This is a genomic window from Paenibacillus sp. LS1, from assembly GCF_026013365.1.
Classification (GTDB): domain Bacteria; phylum Bacillota; class Bacilli; order Paenibacillales; family Paenibacillaceae; genus Paenibacillus.
This window is the reverse complement of sequence record NZ_JAPDOE010000008.1, coordinates 122,046-148,244: the sequence shown is the minus strand read 5'-3', so window position 1 is coordinate 148,244 and position 26,199 is coordinate 122,046. Positions and strand designations below refer to the sequence as shown.

Annotated in this window: 24 protein-coding genes and 1 riboswitch; of the genes, 1 reads left to right on the top strand and 23 read right to left on the bottom strand. The window is 47.7% G+C overall.

Features of this window, described 5'->3' with window-relative positions; translation table 11 throughout:
• Positions 1–30 precede the first annotated feature (30 nt).
• The gene (locus OM416_RS23605) at positions 31–714 is read right to left on the bottom strand and encodes a response regulator transcription factor (protein ID WP_264933583.1); all 684 of its coding nucleotides are present in this window, start codon (positions 712–714) and stop codon (positions 31–33) included.
• A gap of 225 nt (positions 715–939) precedes the next feature.
• On the opposite strand from OM416_RS23605, the gene OM416_RS23600 reads away from it, so the two are divergent.
• The gene (locus OM416_RS23600; protein WP_264933581.1) at positions 940–2,706 is read left to right on the top strand and encodes an alpha-glycosidase; all 1,767 of its coding nucleotides are present in this window, start codon (positions 940–942) and stop codon (positions 2,704–2,706) included.
• 168 nt (positions 2,707–2,874) lie between these two features.
• On the opposite strand, the gene sdaAA is transcribed toward OM416_RS23600, so the two are convergent.
• The 22 genes from sdaAA to OM416_RS23490 form a co-directional block, all read right to left on the bottom strand.
• On the bottom strand, positions 2,875–3,840 hold the full coding sequence (sdaAA, locus tag OM416_RS23595; protein ID WP_264933579.1) for an L-serine ammonia-lyase, iron-sulfur-dependent, subunit alpha: 966 nt from the start codon (positions 3,838–3,840) through the stop codon (positions 2,875–2,877).
• Positions 3,830–4,519: an L-serine ammonia-lyase, iron-sulfur-dependent subunit beta gene (gene sdaAB / locus OM416_RS23590; RefSeq protein WP_264933577.1), complete on the bottom strand. Its 690-nt coding sequence runs from the start codon at positions 4,517–4,519 to the stop codon at positions 3,830–3,832. The genes sdaAA and sdaAB overlap by 11 nt, the downstream gene beginning before the upstream one ends.
• Positions 4,520–4,771: 252 nt before the next feature.
• Positions 4,772–4,895, bottom strand: a riboswitch (glycine riboswitch).
• A gap of 362 nt (positions 4,896–5,257) precedes the next feature.
• The gene (locus OM416_RS23585; protein ID WP_264933575.1) at positions 5,258–6,313 is read right to left on the bottom strand and encodes a phosphotransferase enzyme family protein; all 1,056 of its coding nucleotides are present in this window, start codon (positions 6,311–6,313) and stop codon (positions 5,258–5,260) included.
• 193 nt (positions 6,314–6,506) lie between these two features.
• Positions 6,507–7,262, bottom strand: a complete 756-nt coding sequence (pstB, locus tag OM416_RS23580) for a phosphate ABC transporter ATP-binding protein PstB (protein ID WP_264933573.1) — start codon at positions 7,260–7,262, stop codon at positions 6,507–6,509.
• Positions 7,263–7,274: 12 nt separating this feature from the next.
• The gene (pstA, locus tag OM416_RS23575) at positions 7,275–8,162 is read right to left on the bottom strand and encodes a phosphate ABC transporter permease PstA (protein ID WP_264933733.1); all 888 of its coding nucleotides are present in this window, start codon (positions 8,160–8,162) and stop codon (positions 7,275–7,277) included.
• A 2-nt stretch (positions 8,163–8,164) separates the two neighbouring features.
• Complete coding sequence (pstC, locus tag OM416_RS23570; RefSeq protein WP_264933570.1) at positions 8,165–9,073, bottom strand: phosphate ABC transporter permease subunit PstC; 909 nt, start codon at positions 9,071–9,073, stop codon at positions 8,165–8,167.
• Positions 9,074–9,214: 141 nt separating this feature from the next.
• A complete protein-coding gene (locus OM416_RS23565; protein WP_264933568.1) occupies positions 9,215–10,141 on the bottom strand; it encodes a phosphate ABC transporter substrate-binding protein in 927 nt (308 codons plus the stop codon).
• 563 nt (positions 10,142–10,704) lie between these two features.
• Positions 10,705–11,997, bottom strand: coding sequence for an arsenic transporter (locus tag OM416_RS23560; protein ID WP_264933566.1), 1,293 nt, complete (start codon positions 11,995–11,997; stop codon positions 10,705–10,707).
• 360 nt (positions 11,998–12,357) lie between these two features.
• Positions 12,358–14,454: a methyl-accepting chemotaxis protein gene (locus OM416_RS23555; protein WP_264933564.1), complete on the bottom strand. Its 2,097-nt coding sequence runs from the start codon at positions 14,452–14,454 to the stop codon at positions 12,358–12,360.
• Positions 14,455–14,649: 195 nt separating this feature from the next.
• The gene (locus OM416_RS23550) at positions 14,650–15,687 is read right to left on the bottom strand and encodes an EAL domain-containing protein (RefSeq protein ID WP_264933562.1); all 1,038 of its coding nucleotides are present in this window, start codon (positions 15,685–15,687) and stop codon (positions 14,650–14,652) included.
• Positions 15,688–15,903: 216 nt separating this feature from the next.
• Complete coding sequence (locus tag OM416_RS23545) at positions 15,904–18,153, bottom strand: bifunctional 2',3'-cyclic-nucleotide 2'-phosphodiesterase/3'-nucleotidase (protein ID WP_413775821.1); 2,250 nt, start codon at positions 18,151–18,153, stop codon at positions 15,904–15,906.
• A 479-nt stretch (positions 18,154–18,632) separates the two neighbouring features.
• Positions 18,633–19,049 (bottom strand): pyridoxamine 5'-phosphate oxidase family protein, encoded by a 417-nt coding sequence (locus OM416_RS23540; RefSeq protein ID WP_062837223.1) that lies wholly within the window; start codon positions 19,047–19,049, stop codon positions 18,633–18,635.
• 650 nt (positions 19,050–19,699) lie between these two features.
• A complete protein-coding gene (locus tag OM416_RS23535; protein WP_264933559.1) occupies positions 19,700–20,158 on the bottom strand; it encodes an NUDIX domain-containing protein in 459 nt (152 codons plus the stop codon).
• Positions 20,159–20,163: 5 nt separating this feature from the next.
• Positions 20,164–20,952, bottom strand: a complete 789-nt coding sequence (locus OM416_RS23530) for a LamB/YcsF family protein (protein WP_264933557.1) — start codon at positions 20,950–20,952, stop codon at positions 20,164–20,166.
• Positions 20,952–21,983 (bottom strand): biotin-dependent carboxyltransferase family protein, encoded by a 1,032-nt coding sequence (locus OM416_RS23525; RefSeq protein WP_264933555.1) that lies wholly within the window; start codon positions 21,981–21,983, stop codon positions 20,952–20,954. Before OM416_RS23525 ends, OM416_RS23530 begins: the two co-directional genes overlap by 1 nt.
• Positions 21,980–22,696, bottom strand: coding sequence for a 5-oxoprolinase subunit PxpB (gene pxpB / locus OM416_RS23520; protein ID WP_264933553.1), 717 nt, complete (start codon positions 22,694–22,696; stop codon positions 21,980–21,982). The genes OM416_RS23525 and pxpB overlap by 4 nt, the downstream gene beginning before the upstream one ends.
• Positions 22,697–22,740: 44 nt before the next feature.
• Positions 22,741–23,574 carry a DUF2785 domain-containing protein gene (locus OM416_RS23515; RefSeq protein WP_264933551.1) on the bottom strand — a complete coding sequence of 278 codons (834 nt, stop codon included), beginning with the start codon at positions 23,572–23,574 and terminating at the stop codon, positions 22,741–22,743.
• A complete protein-coding gene (locus tag OM416_RS23510) occupies positions 23,575–24,168 on the bottom strand; it encodes a histidine phosphatase family protein (RefSeq protein ID WP_264933549.1) in 594 nt (197 codons plus the stop codon).
• Positions 24,165–24,755, bottom strand: a complete 591-nt coding sequence (locus tag OM416_RS23505) for a DUF1572 domain-containing protein (protein ID WP_264933547.1) — start codon at positions 24,753–24,755, stop codon at positions 24,165–24,167. The genes OM416_RS23510 and OM416_RS23505 overlap by 4 nt, the downstream gene beginning before the upstream one ends.
• A 69-nt stretch (positions 24,756–24,824) precedes the next feature.
• Positions 24,825–25,154 carry a DUF952 domain-containing protein gene (locus OM416_RS23500; protein ID WP_264933545.1) on the bottom strand — a complete coding sequence of 110 codons (330 nt, stop codon included), beginning with the start codon at positions 25,152–25,154 and terminating at the stop codon, positions 24,825–24,827.
• A 51-nt stretch (positions 25,155–25,205) separates the two neighbouring features.
• Entirely contained in the window at positions 25,206–25,763 is a 558-nt protein-coding gene (locus tag OM416_RS23495; protein WP_264933543.1) for a GNAT family N-acetyltransferase, read from the bottom strand.
• Positions 25,764–25,795: 32 nt separating this feature from the next.
• Positions 25,796–26,191, bottom strand: a complete 396-nt coding sequence (locus tag OM416_RS23490) for a DUF2809 domain-containing protein (protein WP_264933730.1) — start codon at positions 26,189–26,191, stop codon at positions 25,796–25,798.
• Positions 26,192–26,199: the final 8 nt, after the last annotated feature.

The following is a 26,199-nucleotide window of genomic DNA, read 5'->3' as shown; positions in this document are numbered from 1 at the left end:
TCATGGTTCTTCGTTCTCTGAACCGCCGGATCATGGCTTCTTCACGCGATATCCCACACCACGGACCGTCTGAATAACAACAGGATTGGCCGGATCAAGCTCCAGCTTTTCGCGTAGATGCCGAATATGTACCATTAAAGTCTTGTCCCCATCCAGATAGGGCTCATTCCAGACAGCTTCATAGATCTGCTCTTTGGTTCGAATCATGCCCATATGTCGTAGCAGGTAAGCGAAGATGTGAAACTGTTTTCCCGATAAAATAATCTCCTCCCCCGTCTCCTCATTGACGATCCGGTTGTCCTTCTCATAGATGGAAAGATGATCCAGCTTCAGAGCTGTATCCGATGAGACCGCGGTTCCCGCCTTACGCAGTTGGACCTCAATCCGGGCAGCCAATTCATCGGGGTGAAATGGTTTGGTCACATAGTCATCGGCAAAATCAAGACCATGCAGCTTGTCGTCAATGGATGTTCTGGCCGAGAGCATGACAATGGGCACAGCGGAATATTCTTTTTTCAGTCGCTGGCCCACCGTAAATCCATCCAGTCCTGGCAACATGACATCCAGAATAATGAGGGAGCAACCAACAGCAGCCTCCGCTGCACCTTCACCACTTCCCAGCCATTGCACTTCATAACCACGTTCCTCCAGATCGGCTCTGACCCATGTCGCGATTTCCGTATCATCTTCAATGTATAACAGTTTGGTTTTCATCCGAATATTCGTTTCCTTTCCGCCCCCATTGGGTTAATGATATATCTGAGCATCATCATGACAAAAGCTGTCTATAACATATGGATTCATGTCTTGTTGAACATGTTGAAGTCTCACGTTAGCACGCATTTCTAATTATAGCTTATCCATTACCTTGGGTAATGTCATATCCATTAAGTCTACCAAGTACATATTATACCTACACCTGACGGGAGGAATTTCATTATGCTGTTGGAAGCCATCTATCATCAACCGAAACGCAACTGGGCCTATGCCTATGACCAAGATACAATCCATCTGCGCCTGCGTGCCAAAAAGAATGATCTGACCGAGGTACATGCCCTGACCGGTGACAAATATGCTTGGGATGCAACCAAAGCGCGGGTTCCCTTAACCAAGTTTACCTCTGACTCCATGTTCGATTACTACGAGGGTGAAGTGAAACCTCCCTACCACCGACTGAAGTACTCTTTTCTACTCAAAAACGGAGACGAACAGATCTGGATGACCGAGACGGACTTCCAGAAAGAAGAACCGGACGACCCAGGTCGTATGTTCCAGTTCCCCTATATTCATACCGGTGCTGTGTTCACACCCCCTGCATGGGTTAAGGATGCGGTGTTCTATCAGATTTTCCCCGAACGATTCGCCAATGGCAACCCGGATATTAATCCGGACAACGTAGAACCCTGGGGCGGTGAGCCAACCCCTTTCAATTTCTTCGGCGGTGACCTTCAGGGCGTAATTGACCATCTGGATTACATCAGTGATCTTGGCATTAATGCGATCTACTTCACACCCATTTTTGAAGCCACCACCAATCACAAATACGATACCGAAGACTACCTGCGGGTAGACCGGCACTTTGGCGATGCAGATACCGTGAAACGACTGGTCGAGCTGTGCCATGCGCGCGGCATTCGCGTACTGCTGGATGCCGTGTTCAACCATTCCGGGAAGACATTTGCGCCGTTTGTGGATGTGCAGAAGAACGGGGAAGACTCCAAATACAAGGACTGGTTTCATGTACATGAATACCCGCTGGACGTGAAGGACGGCATTCCTACGTATGAGACCTTCGGATTCGAAGCGCACATGCCGAAGCTGAATACGGAGAATTCCGAGGTAAAGGCCTACCTGCTGGAGGTTGCCGAGTACTGGATCAAAGAAGTGGGTGCGGACGGCTGGCGACTGGATGTGGCAGATGAAGTGGATGATGCATTCTGGCGTGATTTCCGCCGTGTAGTCAAGGCCGCTAATCCGGATGCCTACATTCTGGGCGAAGTATGGAACGAATCCTCCTCCTGGCTGCAAGGCGACCAGTTCGATGCGTCCATGAACTATCCATTTACCGATGCCGTGAATGCTTTCTTTGTAAAAAATACAATGCACGCCGAACAGTTCGCAAACTCCATCGGGCGACAGTTATCCCGTTATCCGCTACAGGCCAGCGAAGTAGCGTTCAACTTGCTGGACAGCCACGATACACCGCGGCTGCTCACACTGTGTGAAGGCGACCAGCGCAAGATGAAGCTGGCTGCGTTATTCCAGTTCAGTTACATGGGCGCGCCGTGCATCTATTACGGAGACGAGATTGGCATGGATGGAGAGCATGATCCAGGCTGCCGTAAATGCATGGAATGGGATGAAGCGAAGCAGGACCGTGAGCTGCTCGACTTTTATCAGAAACTAATCTCCCTGCGTCATGCTCATCCCGCCCTGCGTGCGGAAGGCACCATTCGTTTCCTGCAGGCTCGGCCCGATGGCAGCCAACTGGTGTTCGAACGGCAAAATGAGGAGGAACGCATTCTGATCCTGTTCAATCGCTCGGAAGAGACGGCTATTGTCGAGCTGGAGGCTGGTGAAGAGCAATGGACCGAGTTATTCGGCGGAAACCATCGTACCGCCAAGGAAGATGGCGTGCTCGCCATTGAACTGCCTGCGTATGGATATGCCGTACTGAGTACAGGTGTGAATCAAAGATCATCTTAATACGCATACATCAAGAGTCACATTTAAAGAATCAAGCTTAGCTTCACTTAGCAACAACCAAATAAGCGTCCTGCAGACCTGAATTTCAGGGTTGCGGACGCTTATTTGGTGTATTTTCCGTTATGCATAAGGTCGCAGACTCGTTTCTCGGAAGGACCTGTTTGTATATTAAACCTGAGAATCCGTATCTGCCCCCGTTGTGTTTGCGCCAGTTGTGTTAGAACCCTGTGTTCCCGTCTCAGGCTCGGCACGCTTCGCCTTCGGTTTAGCCAGCTTCTGCATCATTTTGCGACCGGTTGGCGTCTGGGCCAGTCCGCCTTGGGCTGTCTCCCGGTGACGGCTCGGCATCGCACTACCTACTTCCAGCATAACGTCGATGACTTCGTCTGACGGAATGGCACTACGCACTCCGGCCAATGCCATGTCGGCCGCAGCCAGTGCCGTGACGGCACCTAGTCCGTTACGGACGATGCACGGAATTTCAACGAGACCTGCGACCGGATCGCAGATCAGGCCCAGTGTATTTTTTAACGCCAGACCAACGGCATGAACGACCTGCTCCGGTGTACCACCACGCAGCTCAACCATGGCACCCGCAGCCATGCCGATCGCGGAACCCACTTCCGCCTGACATCCACCTTCGGCACCGGAGATAAATGAATTGTTTGCGATAACATAACCAATCGCTCCTGCACAGAACAACCCGTTCACCAAATGTTCGTCCGTCCAACCAAACCGCTCCTGTGAACTGATAAACACACCAGGGATGATACCGCAGGAACCGGCTGTTGGCGTTGCCACGATCCGGCCCATGGAGGCATTCACTTCAGATACACATAGAGCATACGCCATGGCAAGTGCAGAAGCATCACCAGAGCAAGTCTCACCCTTGCGAATGTACTCGGCCATTTTTTTGCCGTCTCCGCCCGTTAATCCACTGCGTGAAGTGGTATCTTCTGTTAATCCTTTGTGTACCGCTTCCTTCATCACCTGATAATAGTCCGACATCTGCTTCACAACATCCGCTTCCGGCGTATTGGTCTCCTGAACCTGTTCCTCGATCATCAGCTGAGCAATGGTTTTGGATTCTGCTGTACAGATCGTATTCAGTTCGTGCAAATGTTTAAACCGCATCCGAATAAACTCCTCTCTTCAAATCAATGACACGAATGTCCAGCACATGGTCGAGCGAACGCAGACGCTTCAGCATATCAGGATTCGGCACACCGTCCATCTCCATCGCAGTCAGCGCTTCGCCATCCCGGGCTTTCCGATCTACTTGCATATACCCGATGTTAACCCCCGATGAACTGATTGTAGACGTCACTGAGGCGAGCACGCCCGCTTTATCCGCATGACGCAAAACGAGTGTAGGAAATTCACCACTGATCTGAACGCGAAAATCATTCATCGCATGCACCGATACACTGCCGCCACCAATAGAAGCACCAATCAAGGAGCAGGCACGCTCTCCATGCCACAACTCAATCTTGACGGTATTCGGGTGAGGAGCAGGCAGGCCGCTTGTATAAAACTCAACCTCCATGCCTGCTTCCTCTGCATATTGCTCTGCATCCGGGATACGCGGATCGTCTGTGACATAGTCCAGCAGACCGCCGATCAATGCCAGATCCGTGCCGTGCCCCTGATACGTGTCCGCGAACGAACCGTACAGCGTCAGCCGGGCACGTTCTGGCGTACATCCCAGCCACTGACGAGCAATTCTTCCTAACCTTGCCGCTCCAGCTGTATGTGAACTTGAAGGACCTGTCATGGACGGACCAATAATTGAGAAAACATCTTTAAATCGCACCTTGTAACCCTCCAATTGTATTCGTCATTTCCATCCAGAATCAAATCCATATTGTTCCTTATTTACTGAATGATGACATCAAAAAAGGACAGAAGAAGGCCTCAGGCCCTCTCTCTGTCCTCGATACCTGAGAGTTTCACGATCAGCAGTGTCTCACGACAAGGTACATTGCCTGCAATTACAGACAAGGTAACCGAACTGACTGATCATATACCCCTTGGGTGGCGCAGTTCGCGCACTCTCCAGAGTTGCGTCCAACGATGGTACATTTACCTGAGAGATTAACCACTGCGCCGGGTGCGCAGCAGCTTGCTCCTTCGGTGCCTGAACACTAGCCATTTGGCTCGTCTGATCAGGTCTCTCCCGCTCGTTATCATCCGCTGTATGGAACCATTCTGAGCTTATGTCAGAACAGTGATGGAAGTCGTTGATTTCTTCTTCATTAAGATTAATCGACCGGAAGATCAGTGTCAACAAACTTAACGATTTCTTTGGGTATATTTCCTTTATTTTCGATTGAACCGATGATATCCAGAATATTTTGTCAGCTTTCATTACATTAATGCGGTAAAAAGAGCTTTTAGAAAAGCTCATTTCTGTTTTCCTTCAATTAATGCCATGATGTGCTTACTACTATTTATGATGTTGTCCACGAAAACGTTCGGGTATTCAGGCAACCAAAATCTTCAAACCACACTGCTTAGTAGCCCATCTGAGTCTGTACATCTGGACTATAATTCACAGTTCGTAGAAGATACTCTCGTTCTGTACATAAGGTCTGCAATACTTGCTGCATAGCTTCGGCATGCGATCTTTCATCCATTCATGTCTCGACTCATTCGCCATCTGAAAAGCATAATAACCTAGTGTAAAGATCAACATGAACCCTTCCATTAATCGGATATCACGATCCGTCAGTGGTGCGGTCTTTTTCGTGTAACCGGATAAAAATATGTCACGTTCCTCCCGATTGAACATAAGTGCTGCCCCTCCGGCATCGAAAAGATAGTAACCATAACCCTGTAGACAAAAATCAATCATAGAGATTCCCTTGTCCGTTATCAGCAGATTGTTGCGTGTAATATCCCCATGGATGACTCCCCATGTCTTCGCATCGTGCGGGTATGTTTCCAGTTGCTCATTAATGTTCTCGAACGTCTCTCGAAGCAGATCAAAGTCTTCCGTTGTAAAAATTCCAAGTCTGACGCCTTCCCTCAGCTGCTCCAACATGACCAGATTTTCTTGGACGCTTCCATATGTCGGCCGTACCTTCGATCGATCTAGCTGGCTCATCTCTCTTCCTGTCCACTGATGATCGTTGCCATCCACCTGTACACGTCCATATTGATGAAGCATCTGCAGTTGAGCACCAAGATCATAGATCTGCTCTGTTGTCAGGCGTTCTCCCTGCTGGATATCTCTTCCTTCAATCCACTCCAGTACCGTACAGCAGATTTCTTTACCCGCTTCACTTATCCATACCGTGACCCAATCTCCCGATACATTCCGTACCGGATGCTGCACGCGCAATGCTGTCGTTGCATTTAATTCATAAAGCAGGTTCATCTCCGCCTCCAGCGCAGAGGGCGTATGCTGAATGCCTGTCATACTTGCATATGCAGCCTGGTGTATCCGTAACAGATACTTCTGCCCGCTTGCTTCATCAACGACATGATACGTCAGATTCTCATTGTGCCGAATATAGGAAACGACAGGTTTCTCCATGCAATAGTTCTGAATAATCTGAGCTGCCATATGGTCGTAAGACATCTGATCCGTAGTGATTATCACCATCTCCTTCGTAGTTATGTAAACGATTTCTTATTACTGATTATCGTAGCATGATTCATTTATATACAGCAAATTCTTCCAAAATCAAATAAAAAAGCACAACCCCCGAACAATCGTTCAGGTACTGTGCTTTCTTGTCTCTATTTTATTTCTTTATCTCTCTATCTGTTGCTCTATGTGACACTCCATGATCCAATTAACCAAAACGACCCATAATGTATTCTTGCGTCAGACGATTGTCGGGGTTCGTGAAAATGTGCTCCGTATCCCCGTGCTCAACCATAGTGCCCAGATAGAAATATGCCGTGTAATCCGAGATGCGTGCCGCCTGCTGCATATTATGGGTAACAATGACGATCCGCAGATCTTTCTTAAGCTCGGTAATCAATTCCTCAACCTTACCCGAAGATACCGGGTCAAGTGCAGATGCCGGCTCGTCGAGCAGCAAAATCTGGGGATCAACCGAGAGGGCACGGGCAATACAAAGTCGCTGCTGTTGTCCACCCGAGAGAGACAGAGCTGACTCATGCAGTCTGTCTTTCACTTCGTCCCAGAGCGCAGCACGGCGCAAGCTTTTTTCCACAATTTCATCCAGTGCCTTCTTACTCTTCGTACCGCGGTAGCGGGGGCCAAACGCGATATTGTTGTAGATGGACTTATGAAAAGGATTCGGCTTCTGCCACACCATGCCAATCTTCTGACGAAGCTTGATTACATCGGTTCCAGGCTCATTTAGATCGTTACCATCCATCCAGATATGTCCCTCTGTACGGGACCCGGCAATCTCGTCATTCATCCGGTTCAGCGACCGGAGGAACGTGGATTTACCGCAACCCGACGGCCCAATAAGAGCCGTTACGCTTGCTTCAGGAAACGTCAGACTGATCTGCTTGACCGCCTGGAAATGTCCATAATATATGCTTAACTGTTCCGTACCAAAAGGTATGGCCATGTTGGTTCCTCCTTATTTCGAAGCTGTCATGCGGCGGAATACAACCCGACCGATCCAGCGTGCACTTAGATTGAACGCCAGCACGAGAATGACAAGCACGGCGGATGCCCCTGCTGCCACTTCTTTGGAATCTGGCCCAATGCCTTCACTATTTACTTTCCAGATATGGACAGCAAGTGTCTCTGCCGGACGGAAAGGATTAAGCGGTGATCTTGGACTCGTCGGATTCCAATCTGTAAAGTCCAATGGTGGACTACTCATACCTGCGGTGAACATCAGCGCGGCTGCTTCACCGAAGATCCGGCCCGATGCCAGGATCGTACCCGTAATCAAGCTCGGCAATGCCACAGGTAGTAGAATGGAAGTGATAATCTTCCACTTGGACAGTCCAAGCGCCAGACCTGCTTCCTTTTGTTCCTTTGGAACGGCCCGGAAGGCCTGCTCCGTTGTCCGTACCATCAGTGGCAAGTTAAAGATCGCCAGAGCCAAGGCACCCGAGATCAGGGAGAAACCAAGACCAAATTGATTTACTAGCAGCAAGAGACCAAACAAACCGATAACGATGGATGGGAATGATGACAATACTTCAACGACCAGACGAATGAAGCTGGTAATCTTGCCTGGCTTGGCGTATTCCGCCATGTAAATTCCGCCACCCCATCCGAGTGGAATGGTAACAATCAAGGTCAAGACAAGCAAAAATACGGAGTTAAAAAGCTGTGGACCAATCCCGCCGCCACCCTTAAGTAACTGTGGTGCGCTCGTCAAGAAGTTCCAGCTAATATGTCCAATGCCTCTAAACATGATGAATCCAAGTAGACCGAGCAATAAAATAACAATGAATAGAGCCAATACAACGATAACGGATGTTGCAATCTTATCTACCGTCTTTGCCTTCATTTTCATACCCGGTTCCTCCTTTCAAGCAGGCGAACCAGAATGACGAAGACAAATGTCATCACCAGCAGGACAAGCGCCATACTCCACAGTGCATTGTTATGAACAGAACCCATCGTGGTGTTACCCATGCTGAGTGTAATTACACTTGTTAATGTTGAAGCTGATTCAAGCAAGGATGTTGGAACATGCGGTGCATTACCGATAACCATCTGCACAGCGAGTGCCTCACCAAAAGCACGGGCCATACCCAATACGACACCTGTCAACAAAGCTGGCAAAGTCGTTGGAATAATGACACGGTAGATGGTTTGCCAGCGAGTGGCACCGAGTGCGTAGGAGGATTCACGCAATCCTTTAGGCAACGCGGACAATGCATCTGCCATAATACTTGTGACCGTAGGAAGAATCATTACCGCGAGAACAAGACATCCGGCTGCAATCCCGACGCCTGTTCCACCAAAGATACTGCGCAGCAAAGGTACGATGACACTCAGACCGATAAATCCGTACACAACGGACGGAATACCGGATAAGAGCTCAATGGCAGGCTGCAATATCTTTTTCCCTTTACCAGGTACAATCTCTGTCATGAAGAGTGCTGCACACAGACCAAGCGGACTTGCGATCAGTGCTGCAAGCAAGGTTGTAATGAAAGAACCTGTAATGAACGGCAATGCCCCGTAGAACGCAGGTTCCCCCGTTGGATTCCACGTTTTCCCACCAAGGAAGTCGCTTATGCTTATTCCATTTTGGAAAAATGTTGATAGTCCCTTGGACGCTACAAAATAAACAATGGAAAACATGACAACGATCAGGAAAACGACACAAATCGACGTATATATCCGTCCCGTCCACTCTTCCCAATAATGTTTCTCTTTTAAGGGCCGGCGCGGTTTCAACTTGTTATTCATTACCGTTCCCCCTTCGGTCTGTTCCATAACAACCATCCTTCTATAGTAGAATTAGTGCAAAATATGGGATTATTTCAGAGCAAACCGCGTAAAGAGGCGGGACCTAAGTCCGCCTCTTTCGCTGTATGCGCAAGTCAAAGATTATTGAACCACATTACCTGCTGCATCGCGTTTTACTTTCATACCTGACATTGGAATGTATCCAAGTTCAGTTACGTCATTCAGTTGAACTTCGTCACTCATGATGAAGTCCAGGAATGCTTTGGTTGCTGCATCCGGCTCACCTTTTGTGTACATGTGCTCGTAAGCCCATACTGGATAAGTTCCTGCTTCCACATTCTCAACAGTCGCTTCTACACCGTCATATTTCAGAACCGTCAAGCTGTCATCCAGGTAAGACAAGGCCAGGTAACCAATAGCGCCTGGTGTTTCAGCTACCAATTTTCTTACGTTACCTGAAGAATCTTCTTGAATTGAACCTGCGATATCATCCATTTTTGCACCAAGTGCATACTTCTCGAAAGTTGCACGAGTACCTGAACTACTTGGACGGTTTACAATAACGATTGCTTGATCTGCACCGCCAACGTCTTTCCAGTTCGTAACTTTACCAGAGAAGATGTCGATCAGCTGTTGCTTCGTCAAATCTTCCACACCTGTGTCTTTGTTGCTAACTGGCGCCATAGCTACTACAGCTACCTGATGGTCAACCAGTTCTTTTACTTTGGCTTCGTCCTCCAGCTTCTCTTCTGCAAATACATCAGAGTTACCGATTGTAGCTTGTCCGTCAGATACTTGTGTCAAACCAGTACCACTACCGCCACCTTGAACTTGAACCGTTACGTTCTTATATTCATCAACTGCCATAAATTTCTGTCCAGCTTGTTCTACCAGAGGTAGCAATGCTGTCGATCCGACTGCCAGGATGTTACCGCTAAGCTCAGTAGCAGCTTCTCCTGATCCATTGCTTGCGGCACCCTCTGTACCAGCGTCATTTTTCGATCCGCATGCAGCGAGCACCAGTACGAACGTTAAGGTCATCAAAATAAACGGCAACTTTTTAAACATGTTTTGTTTTCCTCCCCCAATGTGGTGATGGCGTTTTGTGAATTTGTTTGTTCACCATCAACTCTTTACTCATTGTAGTTTCGGTATGTCATCTTAAAATCAGTGTTTTGTAAACGCAATGTTAAAAATATAGACAGCATTTTGAAATTTATCTGAGAGAAATTGCGCTGAAGTGGTCGCTACGGGAACGGACGTTGTTTCAATCGCTGTTATCCCCAGATTTATATGATTTACTTTTTCTATGGAATACATCCGGGGATAAAGGCGAACGCTTCGCTTTTCCACAATCGTTCCGTTCCCTTCGCTGTGTCAGCGCTTGTTAGGCCTCAGGCATTTCAATCTCCTGCCTGGGGGGTGTAGGCAAAGAAGGCCAGCCCTATAATAGGCTGACCTTGTGTAAATAAATTATTTGATGATAAAGAAAATCTGTTTCTTCTATAGAAGGTACAAAAGCAGGAAACAAAAAAACTGCCTCACTGCCAGTGCTTAGCACCAGTTGTGAGAGCAGCCTTTTTACAATACATTGAATGATTAAGATGTTCCTAATGTAAAATCTAATTTTACTAGCCCAGAATCCATAACCACAATGCCAACCCGGCTAGGGTAATTAACAATGTCGGAATCGTCAGGATGATACCTGCCTTGAAATAATACCCCCATGTGATCTTCACACCTTTACGGGATAACACGTGCAGCCACAGCAATGTGGCAAGTGATCCAATCGGGGTCATTTTGGGCCCCAGATCAGAACCGATGACATTGGCATAGATCAATGCCTCTTGAATGATACCTTCGGTATGTGCGCCCTGGATGGCTAGCAGGTTAATCAACACGGTCGGCAGGTTATTCATGACGGATGATAATACGGCCGCTATGATGCCCATCCCGAGCGAAGCAGCTAGCAGACCATGCTCTGCTATGGCATCCAGCCAGCGGCTCAGATGATCTGTTAACCCTGCATTCCGCAGTCCATATACGACGATGTACATGCCCACCGAGAACACCACAATTGACCACGGTGCTTCCTTGATTACCCGTTTCAGATCAACAGCCTCGCTCTTGCGTGCCAGTAAAGCGAACAGCAGCGCAACGGAGCCAACGATAACCGACACGGGAATCGGCAGAAACTCACTCGATGCGTAGGCCACCAGTAATAGCCCGAGCATAAACCAGGCGATTCGGAACATCCGGGGATCACGTATCGCTTCCTTCGGGTCGCGTGCCGCGGAGATGTCGTAGCGACGGGGTATGCTTTTGCGATAGAACAAGAACAGCATGCCCGTACTCGCTACGATCGAGAACAGATTCGGTACAACCATGCGCACCGCATATTCCACAAATGTAATACCAAAGAAATCAGCGGACACAATATTAACCAGATTGCTGACGACGAGCGGCAACGATGTGGTATCCGCGATAAATCCACTCGCCATTACAAAAGCCAGCACCATCCGCTCATCGAACTTCAATGCACGTACCATTGCCAGTACAATTGGCGTCAGAATGAGTGCCGCACCGTCATTCGCGAACAGGGCAGATACTGCGGCACCCAGCAAAATGGAGTAGAAGAACAGTCTGCGACCATCTCCTCCAGCAAGCCTTGCCATGTGAAGGGCAGCCCATTCGAAGAAACCCGTCTCGTCAAGAATGAGAGAAATCATTATAATGCCGACAAAAGCCAACGTTGCATTCCATACAATGGATGCCACATTCGAGGCGTCGTTCAAGCTGACGACTCCACATAGCAGGGCAAGCAACGCCCCACCTGAGGCAGTCCAACCGATACCCAATCCACGAGGTTGCCAAATCACCAAAGTGATTGTTACTGCAAAAATCAATATTGCTACGTATACCATAGAGCCTCCTGCTGTACCCTGTCTCGATATATTGTATCGTTCATTCCATCATTATATTGTAAGATTACACCGCACGATGCGCGGAAGAACCAGACGATATATTTATACAGGGCCGCAGGAGCAATGTCTATCTTTATTTTCTTATATATCTATATAAGTTGAACTAAAAATATTTACACTGGACACTCCGATGACAGAACAACCTTCCGATCGCTGTTATCCCCAGATTTTTTTGATTCCTTATATAAGGGGTAAATCCGGGGATAAAGGCGAACGCTCCGCTTCTTCAGGTTCTTTCTGTCCTCTCCGTTCGTGTAAACGTTTAGTTCAATTTATATAGTCGGTTTTGCTGTCCCAACGTTAGGATTTATCGTTACCCTTATCCTTCGGTGTATCCTCCACCATCTTGAACATGCCGAGCAGTCCTTGTAATTGTTCTGCCATGCTATTCAGATGTGCCGAGGATGATGCAATCTCCTCTACTGATGCCAGTTGTTCTTGCGAAGATGCAGACACGGATTCTGTATTTGCAGCCGATTCCTGGGTCACATTCGAAATATCGCTCATCGCTTTGGCAACGTGGGATGCACCGCTCTCCAGTTGCTTCGTTGTTTCGGACAAGTCATCCAATGTATGAACAGCATCTTCCACCGCCTCCCGAATCTGGGCAAACGATTGTCCGGACGTATTCACGGCCTGAATTCCTTCTCCCACCCGAGTCTGAGCGGCATTCATGGCAATTAGAGCGGCATCCATATCCTGACGGATATTGTGAACCACCTCACCGATCTGTGCTGCCGAGCTACCGGATTCCTCTGCCAGTTTACGTACTTCTCCCGCTACGACGGCAAATCCACGACCCGCATCACCCGCTCTTGCCGCTTCAATGGAAGCATTCAATGCGAGCAAGTTCGTTTGTTTGGAGATGGAAGCAATGACATCAACCATGCTGCCAATCTCTACCGAACGGGCATTCAGAGATTGAACCACCGTTCCCAGCTGCTCCACCGTTTCCTGGATGCTGTTCATCTGCTCTACCGCTTGTCCTGCTGCCTCATTACCCGAAGAAGCCGCACCAGATGTATTCCGCATATTCGCCGTGATCGATTGCACACGCTCCGACATCATTCGAACATCTTCTGCCATTCGGCTCATCTGTCCAGATCCGTCTTTCACACTGTTCACTTGTTGCTCTGCACCTTCAGCCAGTTCCTGAATGGCCAGTGTTGAATGTTCAATCGCTTTAGTGGTTTGTTCTGCACTGGCAGACAATTCTTGAGAAGAAGCGGATACCTGCTCTGTCGTTTCCTGTACACCCAGAATCATCATTCGCAGGTTATCCACCATACGCTCGAAATACTTCGCCAGATCACCGACTTCATCTTTACGCCCTGTTTCCATTTTCACGGTCAGGTCACCTTTACTTACAGCTCTCGCAGATTCCTGCAGTCGTTTGATCGGACGCAGCATGGAGCGTGTAAACCAAATAATAAAGATTAGGGTAAGGAAGGTAGCCGCGAGAATCACTATAAATGTAATCATGCGAATGTCCTTGCTCGCACTGGTTATTTCACTCTTGAACATCGTGCCGGCAATTTTCCAACCCGTTGCTTCATTTGTTGAGAAAATCATCATCTTCGGCTGATCGTTAAATACGTAATCGAATTGACCTTCTTGACCCTCATACATTTCATCCAGCAAGCCACTAGCTTCCTGTGTGCCTGCATCTGCTACAGGTGACACGACATAATTTTTGTTCGCATCCATAATAATGACGTAGCCTTCTTTTCCTACCTTAATGGAGGCCTGCTCTTGCAAGTCTGTCAGATCCAGAGATAAACCGATTACACCGGATTGATCCTTTAATGTTTTGGAAATAAACACAACGGCAACGCCATCCGTATTAATGGATACAGGTGACACGACAGTCGTACCCGGCTTCTCTATTGCAAGCTTGTACCACTCCCGCTCCCGTGGATCATATGCATCTCCCCGTGTGCTGCTCGCTGTTGCTTTACCCCGAACCATGACTCCATCTGTCGTTCCCACAAAGATGTTCATGGCATCCGGATGCAAGCCCAGATATTGCTCCAGCTTCACCTGAAGCTCAGGACTGTCGTTCTCCCCTTTAATCAGGCTCGGATCAAGTGCATCCGCAAAATAGTTAATGTCATGAATCTTGTAATTCACTTGGCTTTCTACAATGGTATTGGCAGTACTCACACTTTGCAGGGCACTATCCACCAATTGTCCTTGTACGCCCTCTTCAGCCATCTTTAGTGTGATTAAGCCAACTGCTAAACTTGGCAGAAGCAAAACTGCCAGAAAGGAGACCAATAGTTTGTTTCTTATATTCCAGACAAGACCTTTCTTTTTATTCTTCTTTTTATTTTTATTTTGTTTTAGTTTGGCAGGTTTCGCTGCTTTCATTGGTTTATTACCCTGAGCTTCACTCATCGCTTTCTCCCCCTCAAAATGTAAAAATGCCCTCTTTCTTTTTATGTATGGATCAATCTAAAAGGCTTATCTTATATATCGGCTGAATGAGGGTATTTATTTGATAGAAAAATGTGCAACCACGCCAAACAAGCCACCTCTGATCAGAAGTGACTTGTACAGGGTACTCGTTACTAATTATTCCATGAATTTAGGTCAAGTGTTGGAATACGAGCCGTCTGGAGGTTGTGCCGTGGGTTTACCGAAATAGTAACCTTGTGCAAGCTCAATTCCGATGGAACGACAGAATTCAAACTCTTCCATTCGTTCAATGCCCTCGGCAAGTACTTGGCCCCCAAATCGACTCGACATCTCAACAATATGAAGAATCTTCTGTTGTTTGGTCGAATCCTGATCACAACGGTCAATAAGACTTCGATCTATTTTGACAAAATCCGGTTCTAACCGACTCATCAGCTCTATTGTCGAATATCCGGCACCCACATCATCCAACGCAACCGACATTCCGCGTGAACGATACACCTCAAATATGTGCTGTAAGATGGACATATGCTGAATCTGCTCTGTTTCCACGACTTCAAACACAAAATCTTTAGGGTCAAGCGCAAGACGTTCAATCGCTTCAAACGTATGTGTCAGACAATATTCGGGATTATATATGGAGGAAGGCAGAAAATTCACGAAGCGTTTGACACCATGCGGCAGAAAAAGGGCACTGGTCTCAATGGCGGTAATACGCGCCGTTCGATCCAGGAAAGAGTGCAATCCGGTCTCGCGCGCAACTTCAAATAATTCATAGGAACTGAAGGGTTTTCCATTCTCCGCAGGACGAAGCAAAAACTCGTATCCGATAATCTGCTCCGATGCGTCAACGATGGGTTGCATATGACTGCTAAATTGATGCTCCAAAATAATGGAAACGAGTTCTGCATGCTTGAAGCGAGACTCCTGCATGTACATGCTGATCCAGCTATCTTCACTAGCCTGTTCGTATAAAGGTGTAATCTGAACGGTTAGGGAATCACGTAAAGTCGGATCAACTTCGCCGATCTCTTCTAATAAGCTCTGAACCGCCTCAAGATTCGCAAAATGCATCCACATCATGTCATCCGACGTCACGAAATGTCTTCCCGGCGTTTGCAGCGCTTCCAGCAAAGCGGGGGAAATGGGACGTAGGTACAAGGTACCTTGATCCTCTATAGGATAGATTGGACTGCAGCCACTGCAATTCATGTAGGACCCCCTTGCCAATTTATGATGCCATGTCCATTAATGTTCACTGGTATATACCCAAAGTTTGTAAATATTATATCATGGGTCTTGAAATTAATCTCTACTGTTTTGATGACTTCCTATATGACGGTTATTGAAACAGATATATTCATAATTGCAGAAAAAAAGACCGACAGTCTGATGACTGTCGGTCTCCTCCTCACCGCTTATTAAACTTTAAGAAGCGGGAATCACGATTTTCTGTCCAACTTTCAGGTTATGCACATTTGAGATTTTGTTAGCTGTCGCAAGTTTGCGCCAGTCCACACCATATTTCAATCCGATGCGGTACAGGTTATCCCCTTTTTTCACCACATATACAACCTTGTTGTTGGTCGCTGGTTTCTCAGGTTGTGGCTTAGGTGTCGGCGTTGGTGTTGGTTTAGGCGTCGGAGCTGGCTCCACACCTGTTTCAGGTGTTGTCGTTGCTTCACCTGTCAGTTTCAAGCCATACTCTGCAAAACCTTCTTTGTTCGTACCAATGAATGACATTGCCGGATTCGCTTCAACCAGATCTTTCGCATCCGGGGAAGAAGCAAACACAACTTCAAGATCGTTCAGCGCTGCTGCAGTTACACCAGCAGACGGTTTAATTGGTGCCAGGGACCAGTTGCCGTCCGCTGCCGGATTAATCGTTTTATTCTCACGGATGTAGTCGATGATTACTTGACGATTCTCATCCGGTGCAGCCAGAACGATGCGTTTGCCGTCCGGGTTAGCCAGTTTGGATGAAGAAGCACGGTAGTTATTCGTCGCTACAATGAATTTTTGCGCTGGGTCAATCGCTTTGCCGTTAAAGCTCAGATCTTTGATCCGGCTTGCGGATGCATTAACAATCGTAGCTTTGCTATCGTATTTGGCTGGTTGGGTCACATCAATCTGATACGTTACGCCATCGATAACATCGAAGTTATACGTTGGGAAGTCATTGTTGATCAGTTGTTGTTGTCCACCTTTAGCCGGGTCGATCTGGTTGAATTGGCCTGCAGACCATTCCAGCCATTCTTTCAGTTCTGCGCCGTTAACCATTACAGCATGTACCGTATTTGGATACACGTACAAGTCAGCAACGTTTTTGATCGCAATGGTGCCAGTAGGAATATTCGTGTAATACGAAGCGCCTGAACGTCCACCTGCTTTGAATGGAGCACCTGCGGACAATACAGGAATTTTCTCATATTCCGTACCTTGCATATGTTTTTCAACATACCATTTCTGTGCATTCGTTACGATCTGAATGGATGGATCATCCTGAACCAGAGCGAAGAAGCTGTTGATTGGTGCAGTCGTTTCGCCCACCGGACCACGAACATACTCCAATGTGCCTTCATGCTCTTCGTGAACCGCATCAATGATGTCCTGATCGGCTTCTACCAGTGGTTTTTTGTTGGCTGTGTCATAGATTGGGCGTGCTTCCGTTTTGGAATCCACCACTTTCCATTTGCCATCCACTTGTTCTAGATCCAGATCAATAATCCCCAGGTGATCCCCCCAGAATCCTGGCTCTACAGCAGGAACGCCATTAATGGTACCCTTCTCCAGGTCTACCCCTTTTTTGCCAGCAAAATCAGCACTCGGGAACACTTTGTGGGCATGTCCAAACAAAATGGCATTAATACCTTCAACTTGGCTCAGATACAATACGGAGTTTTCCATCAGATCCGTTTGAGGAATTTCCTCAAATCCGGAGTGAGGAATAGCTACAATAATGTCGGCACCTTTTGCTTTCATCTCAGGAATGAATTTTTTTGCAGTAGCGATAATATCTTTGGCGATTACTTTACCTTCAAGATTAGCGCTGTCCCATTGCATGATTTGTGGTGGTACGAATCCGATTACACCCACTTTGATCGTATGTTCCTTACCCGTTTCGTCCGTTACTTTCTTATCCAAAATCTCATACGGTGTGAAGTAGTTCTTGTCGTTCGTCTCGTCATCATCACCATCGTCTACATAGACATTGGCATTAATGTAAGGGAAGTTCGCTCCCTCCAGCGTCATGTCCAGGAAATCCAGACCATAGTTGAACTCATGGTTACCGATGTTCCCTGCATCATAATCGAGCAGATTCATCGCTTTATATACAGGGTGAGTCTCACCCTTTTTCAGTGGATCAATTTTGGCAGCGTAGTCTCCCAGCGGATTTCCCTGAATCAGATCCCCGTTATCAAACAGCAGGCTGTTCTTCGCTTCGTCACGGGCTTTCTTAATCAGTGTTGCTGTTTTGGCGAGTCCATATTGGTCTGTCTCTTTGTCGGAATAATAATCATAGTTAACCAGATTAGTATGAATATCTGTGGTTTCCATGATCCGCAGTTTCACTTTGGCAGCATCCGCAGCCGACACAGGTACCGGAAATACCGCAAGCACGTTTAATGCAAACAAAGCGGCAGTCAGGCTTGATAATACTTTTTTTCTCATTTTCAAAATAACCCCTCCCGGTTATGTACATTGAATCATGCATTAATGGGCAAACGAAGAGCGCAGAAAAAAGATAGATTTCATGGGTTGTGCGTACTGACGCTCTGATGACATGCATCGGAATTTCAGGTAAGTTTATCTCACATGAACATCTATTTATGTCTGTGCTTGTCGTTTACATTCCAAATCATAACGCAATGTTCAGCCATTGAAAAGCATTATTTTTTTACATTACCCGCACATACCAGACCGAGTTTACATTATCATGCGTGATTTCGACATTTTTTTCAACATTTTAGTAGGTATTTAGTGCTTGTTTGTTTCAAAATACGTATATTACATAAACCTTACAACTATATCCAGTTCAGCGTTCTTCATTCATAACAAAAACCGTGAAGCCTAGATGGCTTTCACGGTTGAATTAAACTCTGCGCGGTTTTCCGCATAAGAATGCTACTTGGCAGAGGTTATTTTCATATTTCGGCTTATTGTTCCCACACGTGGTGTTCATGGTCTTTGCCCGTATACTCAATACGAGCCGGTGTGATGTCCAGAATGACATAATTCGGATCGTTAGGTCCATCGAACCAGGCCTTCAGTTCGTCGTTCCACACTTGCTCACGCAAACCTTCGTTCTTCGTCACTTCACAAGTTCCTTCGATCTCAACCACTTCCTTGGAGCCACCAGCCTCATAACCAAGTAGTAGGCTAACATTCGGATTATTCTCCAGTTCCTCTACTTTGTGTGTACGGCGGTTCGTTGCCAGATGAATGTTCAGTCCATCGTTGAAAAGCGCCATATAGCGGGATTTCGGTTTACCATCCTCCACTGTGGAGAAGCTGCAAAAAGGGTTATTTTCCAAAGCTTTTACAATGTTTTGTTCCAATTCAGTCTGGTTCATGGGAAGTGCTCCTTTCGGTTTGGGGGATATTGGGGGGACTCTTGTAGAAAGCCGTTCCGGGTACGGATCGTTCTTTGGATCGCTGTTATCTCGCAATGATCCTGATCTCTTCATCGTATACATTGGATTAAAGACGATTTACACTAACACTACGATGACAGAATAACCTTCCAATCGCTGTTATCCCCAGATTTTTTTGAATCCCTTTTCTCAAGGGAAAAATCCGGTGATAAAGGCGACCGCTTCGCTTTTTCAGGTTTCTTCTGTCCTCTCCGTTATCGTGTAAATGTTTAATTCAATGGATATACAAGTGAAAATCCAGGATACCAGCAGACACTTCGCTTCCTCAGAATCGATTTCGTCCCCTCCACTACGTCTACCGTTCTTCCAATTTGAGGAGTGGGTAGGCTAAAGTTCGAACAGAAACCTGTACTTAACTTTGCAGGTTTCGCTTCTTTAGGTTATGTCCGCTCCATTGTTGTGTATAAGTACAGTCAACTTACGTTAGTAGTAATACGCCTGTACTTATAGTGTACCCACCTCACCTATGGTGAATCCATGAACCGATACGCTAACGTGACAAAATTGGAAAAGTTCTTTATAGAAATGTTTACATAAAGGGGTTAGCACGATATTTCTTCATGACTGATTTAATTTAGATCTCCAAGATAGATTGAGGAAGAACCCGATTTAAGCAGCAATTCGCCGATTGTTTTTGGATATAAACGAATCTGAGACAGATCTTCAAGGGCAATCCACTCCACCGCGACTTGATTATTGTCAGGATTGGAGCCTTCAAAAACGATTGCCTCCGGATCGATCAGGCTGCACGCAAAATAAAATTCAACCTGGTGGATATCTGCATCCCACTCGGCGAATTCATGATTTTTTCCGATATACTCTCGGATATGTAACAGCTCTCCCACGTTCACAGCCTGACCAATCTCCTCCAGACATTCGCGCGCGACCGCATCCTTGAGCTCTTCACCCTTCTCCTGTCCTCCACCCGGGAACACATAAGCGGTACCATATTGATCTTCCAGTCGAATCACCAGCAATCGTCCATCCTGCACAATAACGGCCTTCGCCGAGTTGCGTATGGGTTTCATTCTGTTCATTCACTCCTTGTCATTCCAAAATTATGCGCAGAGAGCTTAATACCTTCCGATTCCAGTACGCGACGAATCTCTTGCGCAAATGTCAACGCGTTCGCTCCGTCACCGTGGATACAGACTGTCTCTGCCTTAATAGGGACCAGCGTACCATCCGTGGATACAACGGCTCCGTCTTTTACCATCCGAAGCACTTGCGCAATCGCTTGTCCCGACTCTTCAATGACGGCTCCGGCTTGGCTGCGAGGGGTTAGCTTCCCATTCGCCCCATAGGTTCGATCCGCAAATACCTCACTCACGCTGCGCAGACCGATGCGATCCGCAGCGTGAATCAGCTCACTGCCCGCCAGACCATACAAATACAGATCAGGCTGTACTTGATAGATCGCCTCGGCAATAGCTTCAGCAAGCTTTGCATCTTCTGCGGCCATATTATATAAGGCACCGTGCGGTTTCACGTGATGCATTCGCCCTCCACTTGCCCGGACAAAGGCATCCAGCGCACCGATCTGATATACCACCATGTCATATGCTTCCCGTGGCGTAATGTCCATACGTCTTCGGCCAAACCCTTGCAAATCCGGCAACCCGGGGTGGGCTCCAATGGTCACCTGATGCTCCAATGCGCCCTCCACCGTCATCCGCATCGTAGCCGGGTCCCCTGCATGAAATCCGCAGGCAATATTGGCTGATGTAATCAAGGGTAGAATGGCTTCGTCCGATAGCGTGCGATATATACCATAACTTTCGCCCAGATCACAATTGATATCCAAGGTTTTCGAGGTATTCATTAAGCGCCCCCCCTTCCTGCCATTCTTCTACGTATCAACTTATCCATGAGCTGCATGTTGCGTTCCTGTGCCATGTACAACTGACGGGCTTGATTCTGCGTAATCTGTTTAAAAGTAATTCGGGTTCCTGGCTTAGCTTGAACCAGGATTGGCATATCCACCCGAGCTACCTGTGCAATGACAGGATAACCTCCAATCGTCTGATGGTCTGCCATCAGGATGATGGGCTGACCATCCGGTGGCACCTGCACCGTGCCATAGGTAACGGCTTCAGACAGCTTATCGAGAGGCTGATCCAGCTCCAGTCTGGAGCCTTGCAAGCGATAGCCCATCCGATCGGATTGCGGAGAGATCACGTATTTTTCGGCATAGAATTGTCCCAGAATTGCCTCGCTGAACAGTGAACTATCCTTGCTCTCCATCACACGAATAACAGATCTCCCATAATAGTCAGGTCTTTCACGTTCAGATAAAAACCACGTAGGCGCCAATATTCGGTGATCCCGCTCACTCTTCTCTGCGTGCTTTTCCATACGCTGTATCCAACCTTGCGCTTCGTCAGAAGGTTCACCCGTAGATAACAGATCTGCCACACACAAGGCTCTTCCTTCCAAACCGCCAAGACCTGTCTTGAGGTCTGTACTTCGACTGCCCATCACTTCAGGCACAGCTATTCCACCCGCAAACGCCAGATAACCGCGCAAGCCATGACGACATGGGCCAAACTTCAGTACACTTCCAGCCCGCACCAGCACAGGACGCCACAAAGGTACGGGCAGATGATCCACCGTTGCCGTCAGATCGGCCCCACATAATGAGATGAGCTGGCTCTCCTGAAATCGAAGCTCCGGCCCCGTCATCGTCAACTCCAGCACTGCCGCATGGCGGGAGTTGCCCACAAGCATATTGGCTGCTCTGGCTGCGAAGGTATCCATGACCCCGCCAGGATGGATACCATACCGGCGATAACCGATTCTGCCTTCATCCTGAACGGTAGATAACAGACCGGGGCGAATCACTTCAATGCTCATCGTTCGCCCTCCTTCCGCTTCAACGCCAGATAGTCCTGCATCGTAATCTGTTCAAATCGAACCCGATCACCTGCTGCCAGCACACTCGGTACGTTCTCACTCGGCCGAAACAACCGGAGTGGCGTTCGTCCAATACATTGCCATCCTCCGGGTGTGTCCACCGAATAGATTCCCGTCTGTTTGCCACCAATACCTACTGTACCGGCCTCTACCCGAAGCCTTGGCGTTGCCCGTCTGGGCGTAGCAATCCGTTCGGATAACCCGCCAAGATACGGAAAACCCGGTGCAAACCCAATCATATGTACGAGATAATCCCCGGATGTATGAATCGCAATGACTTCCTCTGCGATCAGTCCATGCTCACTGGCAACGTAGTCCAGATCAGGCCCCCACTCGCCACCATAACATACGGGAATCGTGACTGTTCTGGGCTTGTCTTGTGCGGATTCCTTCATTTGATTCAACTGCTGAAGCAGAATCCGGCAGAACTCGGGGTACGGGGAGATGAACGGATCATAGAACAGCGTAACGGACGTGTATGAAGGTACCCATTCGATCACGGCTGGCAAAGTGCTTTTTTCCAGCAATGCACATACAGACATCACTCTCTGCTGCACCGCTTCAGACAAGTGCTCCCCGCAATGGATGATAACAGCTGTCTCACCCAATGGAGATAGAATCTCCTCCGTCCATGAATACGACAATTCGCTCATGTGCCACCTCCCCTTTTTCCCACACCTATATATCTAGTATCCGGTTACTTTTCTCTTCCTAATGCCTGCAATACCATCGTGCGAACCGCCGGAAACGGTTCGGCTTCTTCTGTACGTATCGCAAGATATAGTGTTTGCAAAAACAGACGCACATTCAGGCTCTTCTGACTGGTTTCAAGAAGTGATCTGTTCTCTGCCTTATCTCCTTGATGAAGGGAATCGATCCATATCGTAATATCCTTCAGCTCCAACAGATTTCGACGGAGAATAGTAATTACGGCATGTGCTATTCGTTGATCCTCATCATGGATATAAACCACACTTGGTTCAGCTATTTTCACAGCGAGTGCATGTAGAAGTTCCAGCAGATCCGTCCGCTCCAGATATGGCGACTGTGCCAGATCTTCAACCGCATCCGCCGCGTGTGCGGGGGCATGCGCCCAGCCCTTATCATCGGCGTAGCCGCGAACATCTTTTTCACATTCCAGATATGTAGTCAAGCGATGATGAATCCCTGCGATATCCTCCTTGTTCAGGAAAGACTGCTCACGATCCACACTCAGAATTGGAGGCAGTAACAACACGGAGAACGTCCGCGTAAACACACTATCTGTTCCCTGCTCTCCGATCCCATAGAAAAGGTGCTGATCGTCCAGCGCCAACTGCAACACATGCCTTAGCTGATCCTCCGAAAATACCCCCTGCCCAATCCAGGTCGCAAACGTAACATAGATCAATTCATCTCGCAGAACAGGATCAGGACTGCCAATATGCTTCATCATATACAGCGCCAATTCATAAGGCTGTTCCACGTGATCGATGGATAGATTAACGGACTGGATATGCTGCAATCTTTGTTTTAATGTCAGAGCATCCAACTATTGAGACTCCCTGGACGAATCCAAATGCACACTGCAATTGTACAGTTCGCATTGCCATGCATTCTCATTCTTTGCGATCCGGGTAATGGATGTGTTGGACAGCTTCACTCTGATATCAAGCTCAGGCACAAGACCTCGCAGCGTATTCCGCAGAACGGCTCCGTGACTGACAACGATCACTCTTCCAGCGGGGTGCTGCTGTACAATATCCTCCAGCACCGCACTGCCTCGAACAGTCCCTGCATCTGCAAGCTCCCGTCCCAGATCCAGGGTACTCCAGTCCGCTCCCCACTTGGCTATACGCTCCTCTTCCGTCGTTCCTTCGACCTGTCCCCCGCCCATCTCGCGAAGCCTAGGGTCCAGATGAATCTCCTGAATGCCCAAGCGTTCACTGATGATGCGAGCCGTCTCACTTGCACGCTCCAAGTCACTTGCATAGATGGCATCCCAGGATTCCTCGGCCAGTCTCGCAGCAAGTAATACCGCCTGTTCCCTTCCATCCTGATCCAGCGGATTATCCGTCTGTCCCTGCGAACGTTTTTCCTTATTCCACGCTGTGCTTCCATGGCGAATCAATGCGATTTGAGTCATTGTTGTTCCTCACCTTTTTCTATATGAAGTTCATCTTCTGTAAAATGTTTGCGCGCCTTCGGCTTGGCAAATTTGCCGCCGTTATATTGATCTGACCCGTTTCTCGGAATGGAGAGACTGTCCCAAGCTGTTTCTTTGAGCATTTTCGCAGCAAATACAATCTGCCCGACATGATACGGATAATGTGCCAATTGCCGAATAATGGCCTCCATCACGGTATGACCTTCATTCCGAATATATATGATATGAGACAATTGTTCCGGAGTAAACGAACGAATGGCTTCGAGTAGACAATTCCAGCCTTCCTCCCATTTGGAGAGCAACTCTTCCCGGGAAGAAATATCATTCACGAACTCGGCGTCCCGTTCACGCCACGGTTTCTCACCATCTGTTGTCAGTACATCGGTCCAACGGGACAGCATATTGCCCCATAGATGTTTTACGATAACCGCAATGCTGTTCGCGTCCTCATTCCAGGATTGGAATAATTGCTCGGAATCCAGTTGTGCCATAGCTTTTTCCCCGAGCTGCTTATAATACAGAAATTGCTTCTCCGCTGTTTCCAGAAAAACCTGATTCATATCCATTCGTTAACCGCCCTTCGGAAAAGTAATATAACCCCTGATCACGTTCAGACAGATACGTCACATGTTATTTTATTCAGGAAATGAGAATGTACCGTCTGCATTCGGTTCAAATGGAATGACTTTGCGAACAGCATCCAGATTCAGCTCTCCATAGATATGTGGAAATAGTTCATTCAATTCGTACAGATCCTCATACACCAGTTCAGGCTTTAACGCCTTCTCATCAATACTGAGCAATAACAGATCCGTTCGACCTGCATAATATTGCCCGGCTACCCATGGAATCTGTTCCTTGGTGGAACAATGAATGAATCCGTCCGTCTCCAGGCTATCTGGTGCGTACTCAGTCCCCTTCGACACTTGCTCCCACAAAGAACGGGAAATAATACTGTAGATCATGGTTCCGCCTCCTTCAATTTCTGCGATGTACCCTAAGCGTCATTGGAAGTATTATAGATCATCCCGGATACGGGAGTACACTTTTTGATCAGTAAATACACCTTTGATCTTCAACTGTTTGCGTAGCAAACCTTCGTAAGACATGCCCAGCTTCTCCATTACGCGTTCAGAGCCTATGTTGCCTGCATTACATTTCCCCTCCAACCGATTGCAGTCCATTTCCCGAAAGCAATAATCCACGATGGGTTGCATCGCTTCTGCTGCGAGACCCTTGCCCCATTGACTGCTGGCTATCGCGTATCCCAGTTCAGCACTCTGCATGGGTTCGTTGATATGAAAGATGCCACCCCTCCCGATCAAGGTCCCTGTTTCCTTTAAAATAAAAGCCCAGATATGTACCGTTTTCCGTTCATAATTATCCAGTACGCGCTGAATATATTGAATCGAATCCTCCGTCGTCTCATGGCATTTCCACAAGCTTTGCTGACTCACTCGCGGATCAGAGGCAAACGCATAATATTCATCAAGATCATGCATCGCAAGGCGTCTCAGCTTCAGCCGTTGTGTTTCGAATTCGGGCGATTCGGCAAAAAGTTTCTCTACATTCACTCAGAGCACCTCCATGATTCAAATTGAGTACATCATCGAACCATCTTATTTCTCAGGAAATAACGATCTATTATAACCATGCACAGAATACCGACCGTATATCGAATCAGATCGATCACCAGAAAACCATGCCCTAAGATAAGCGCACCCCATACGGTTGAGCGTATCTCAATCAGCCAAGGCGTCTGAATCAACTGTGAGAACTCAATCAACCAGCTGAATATCCAGCTCAAACACATCGCCCATACCAGGCTGCGCCAAGGCCACACCATGCGTACTCCGAAATAAACCATGCCTGCCCATAATGCGTCTCCGGAATGTTCATGCACCCAATTGGGTAGTCGGTCACCAAAGTGTCTGGAGGCGAGTCCTGCCGCCATGGTCATCATGACTGCGAAGAAATAGATCAGTCTGTCTTTGATGAGCATGTTTTTCA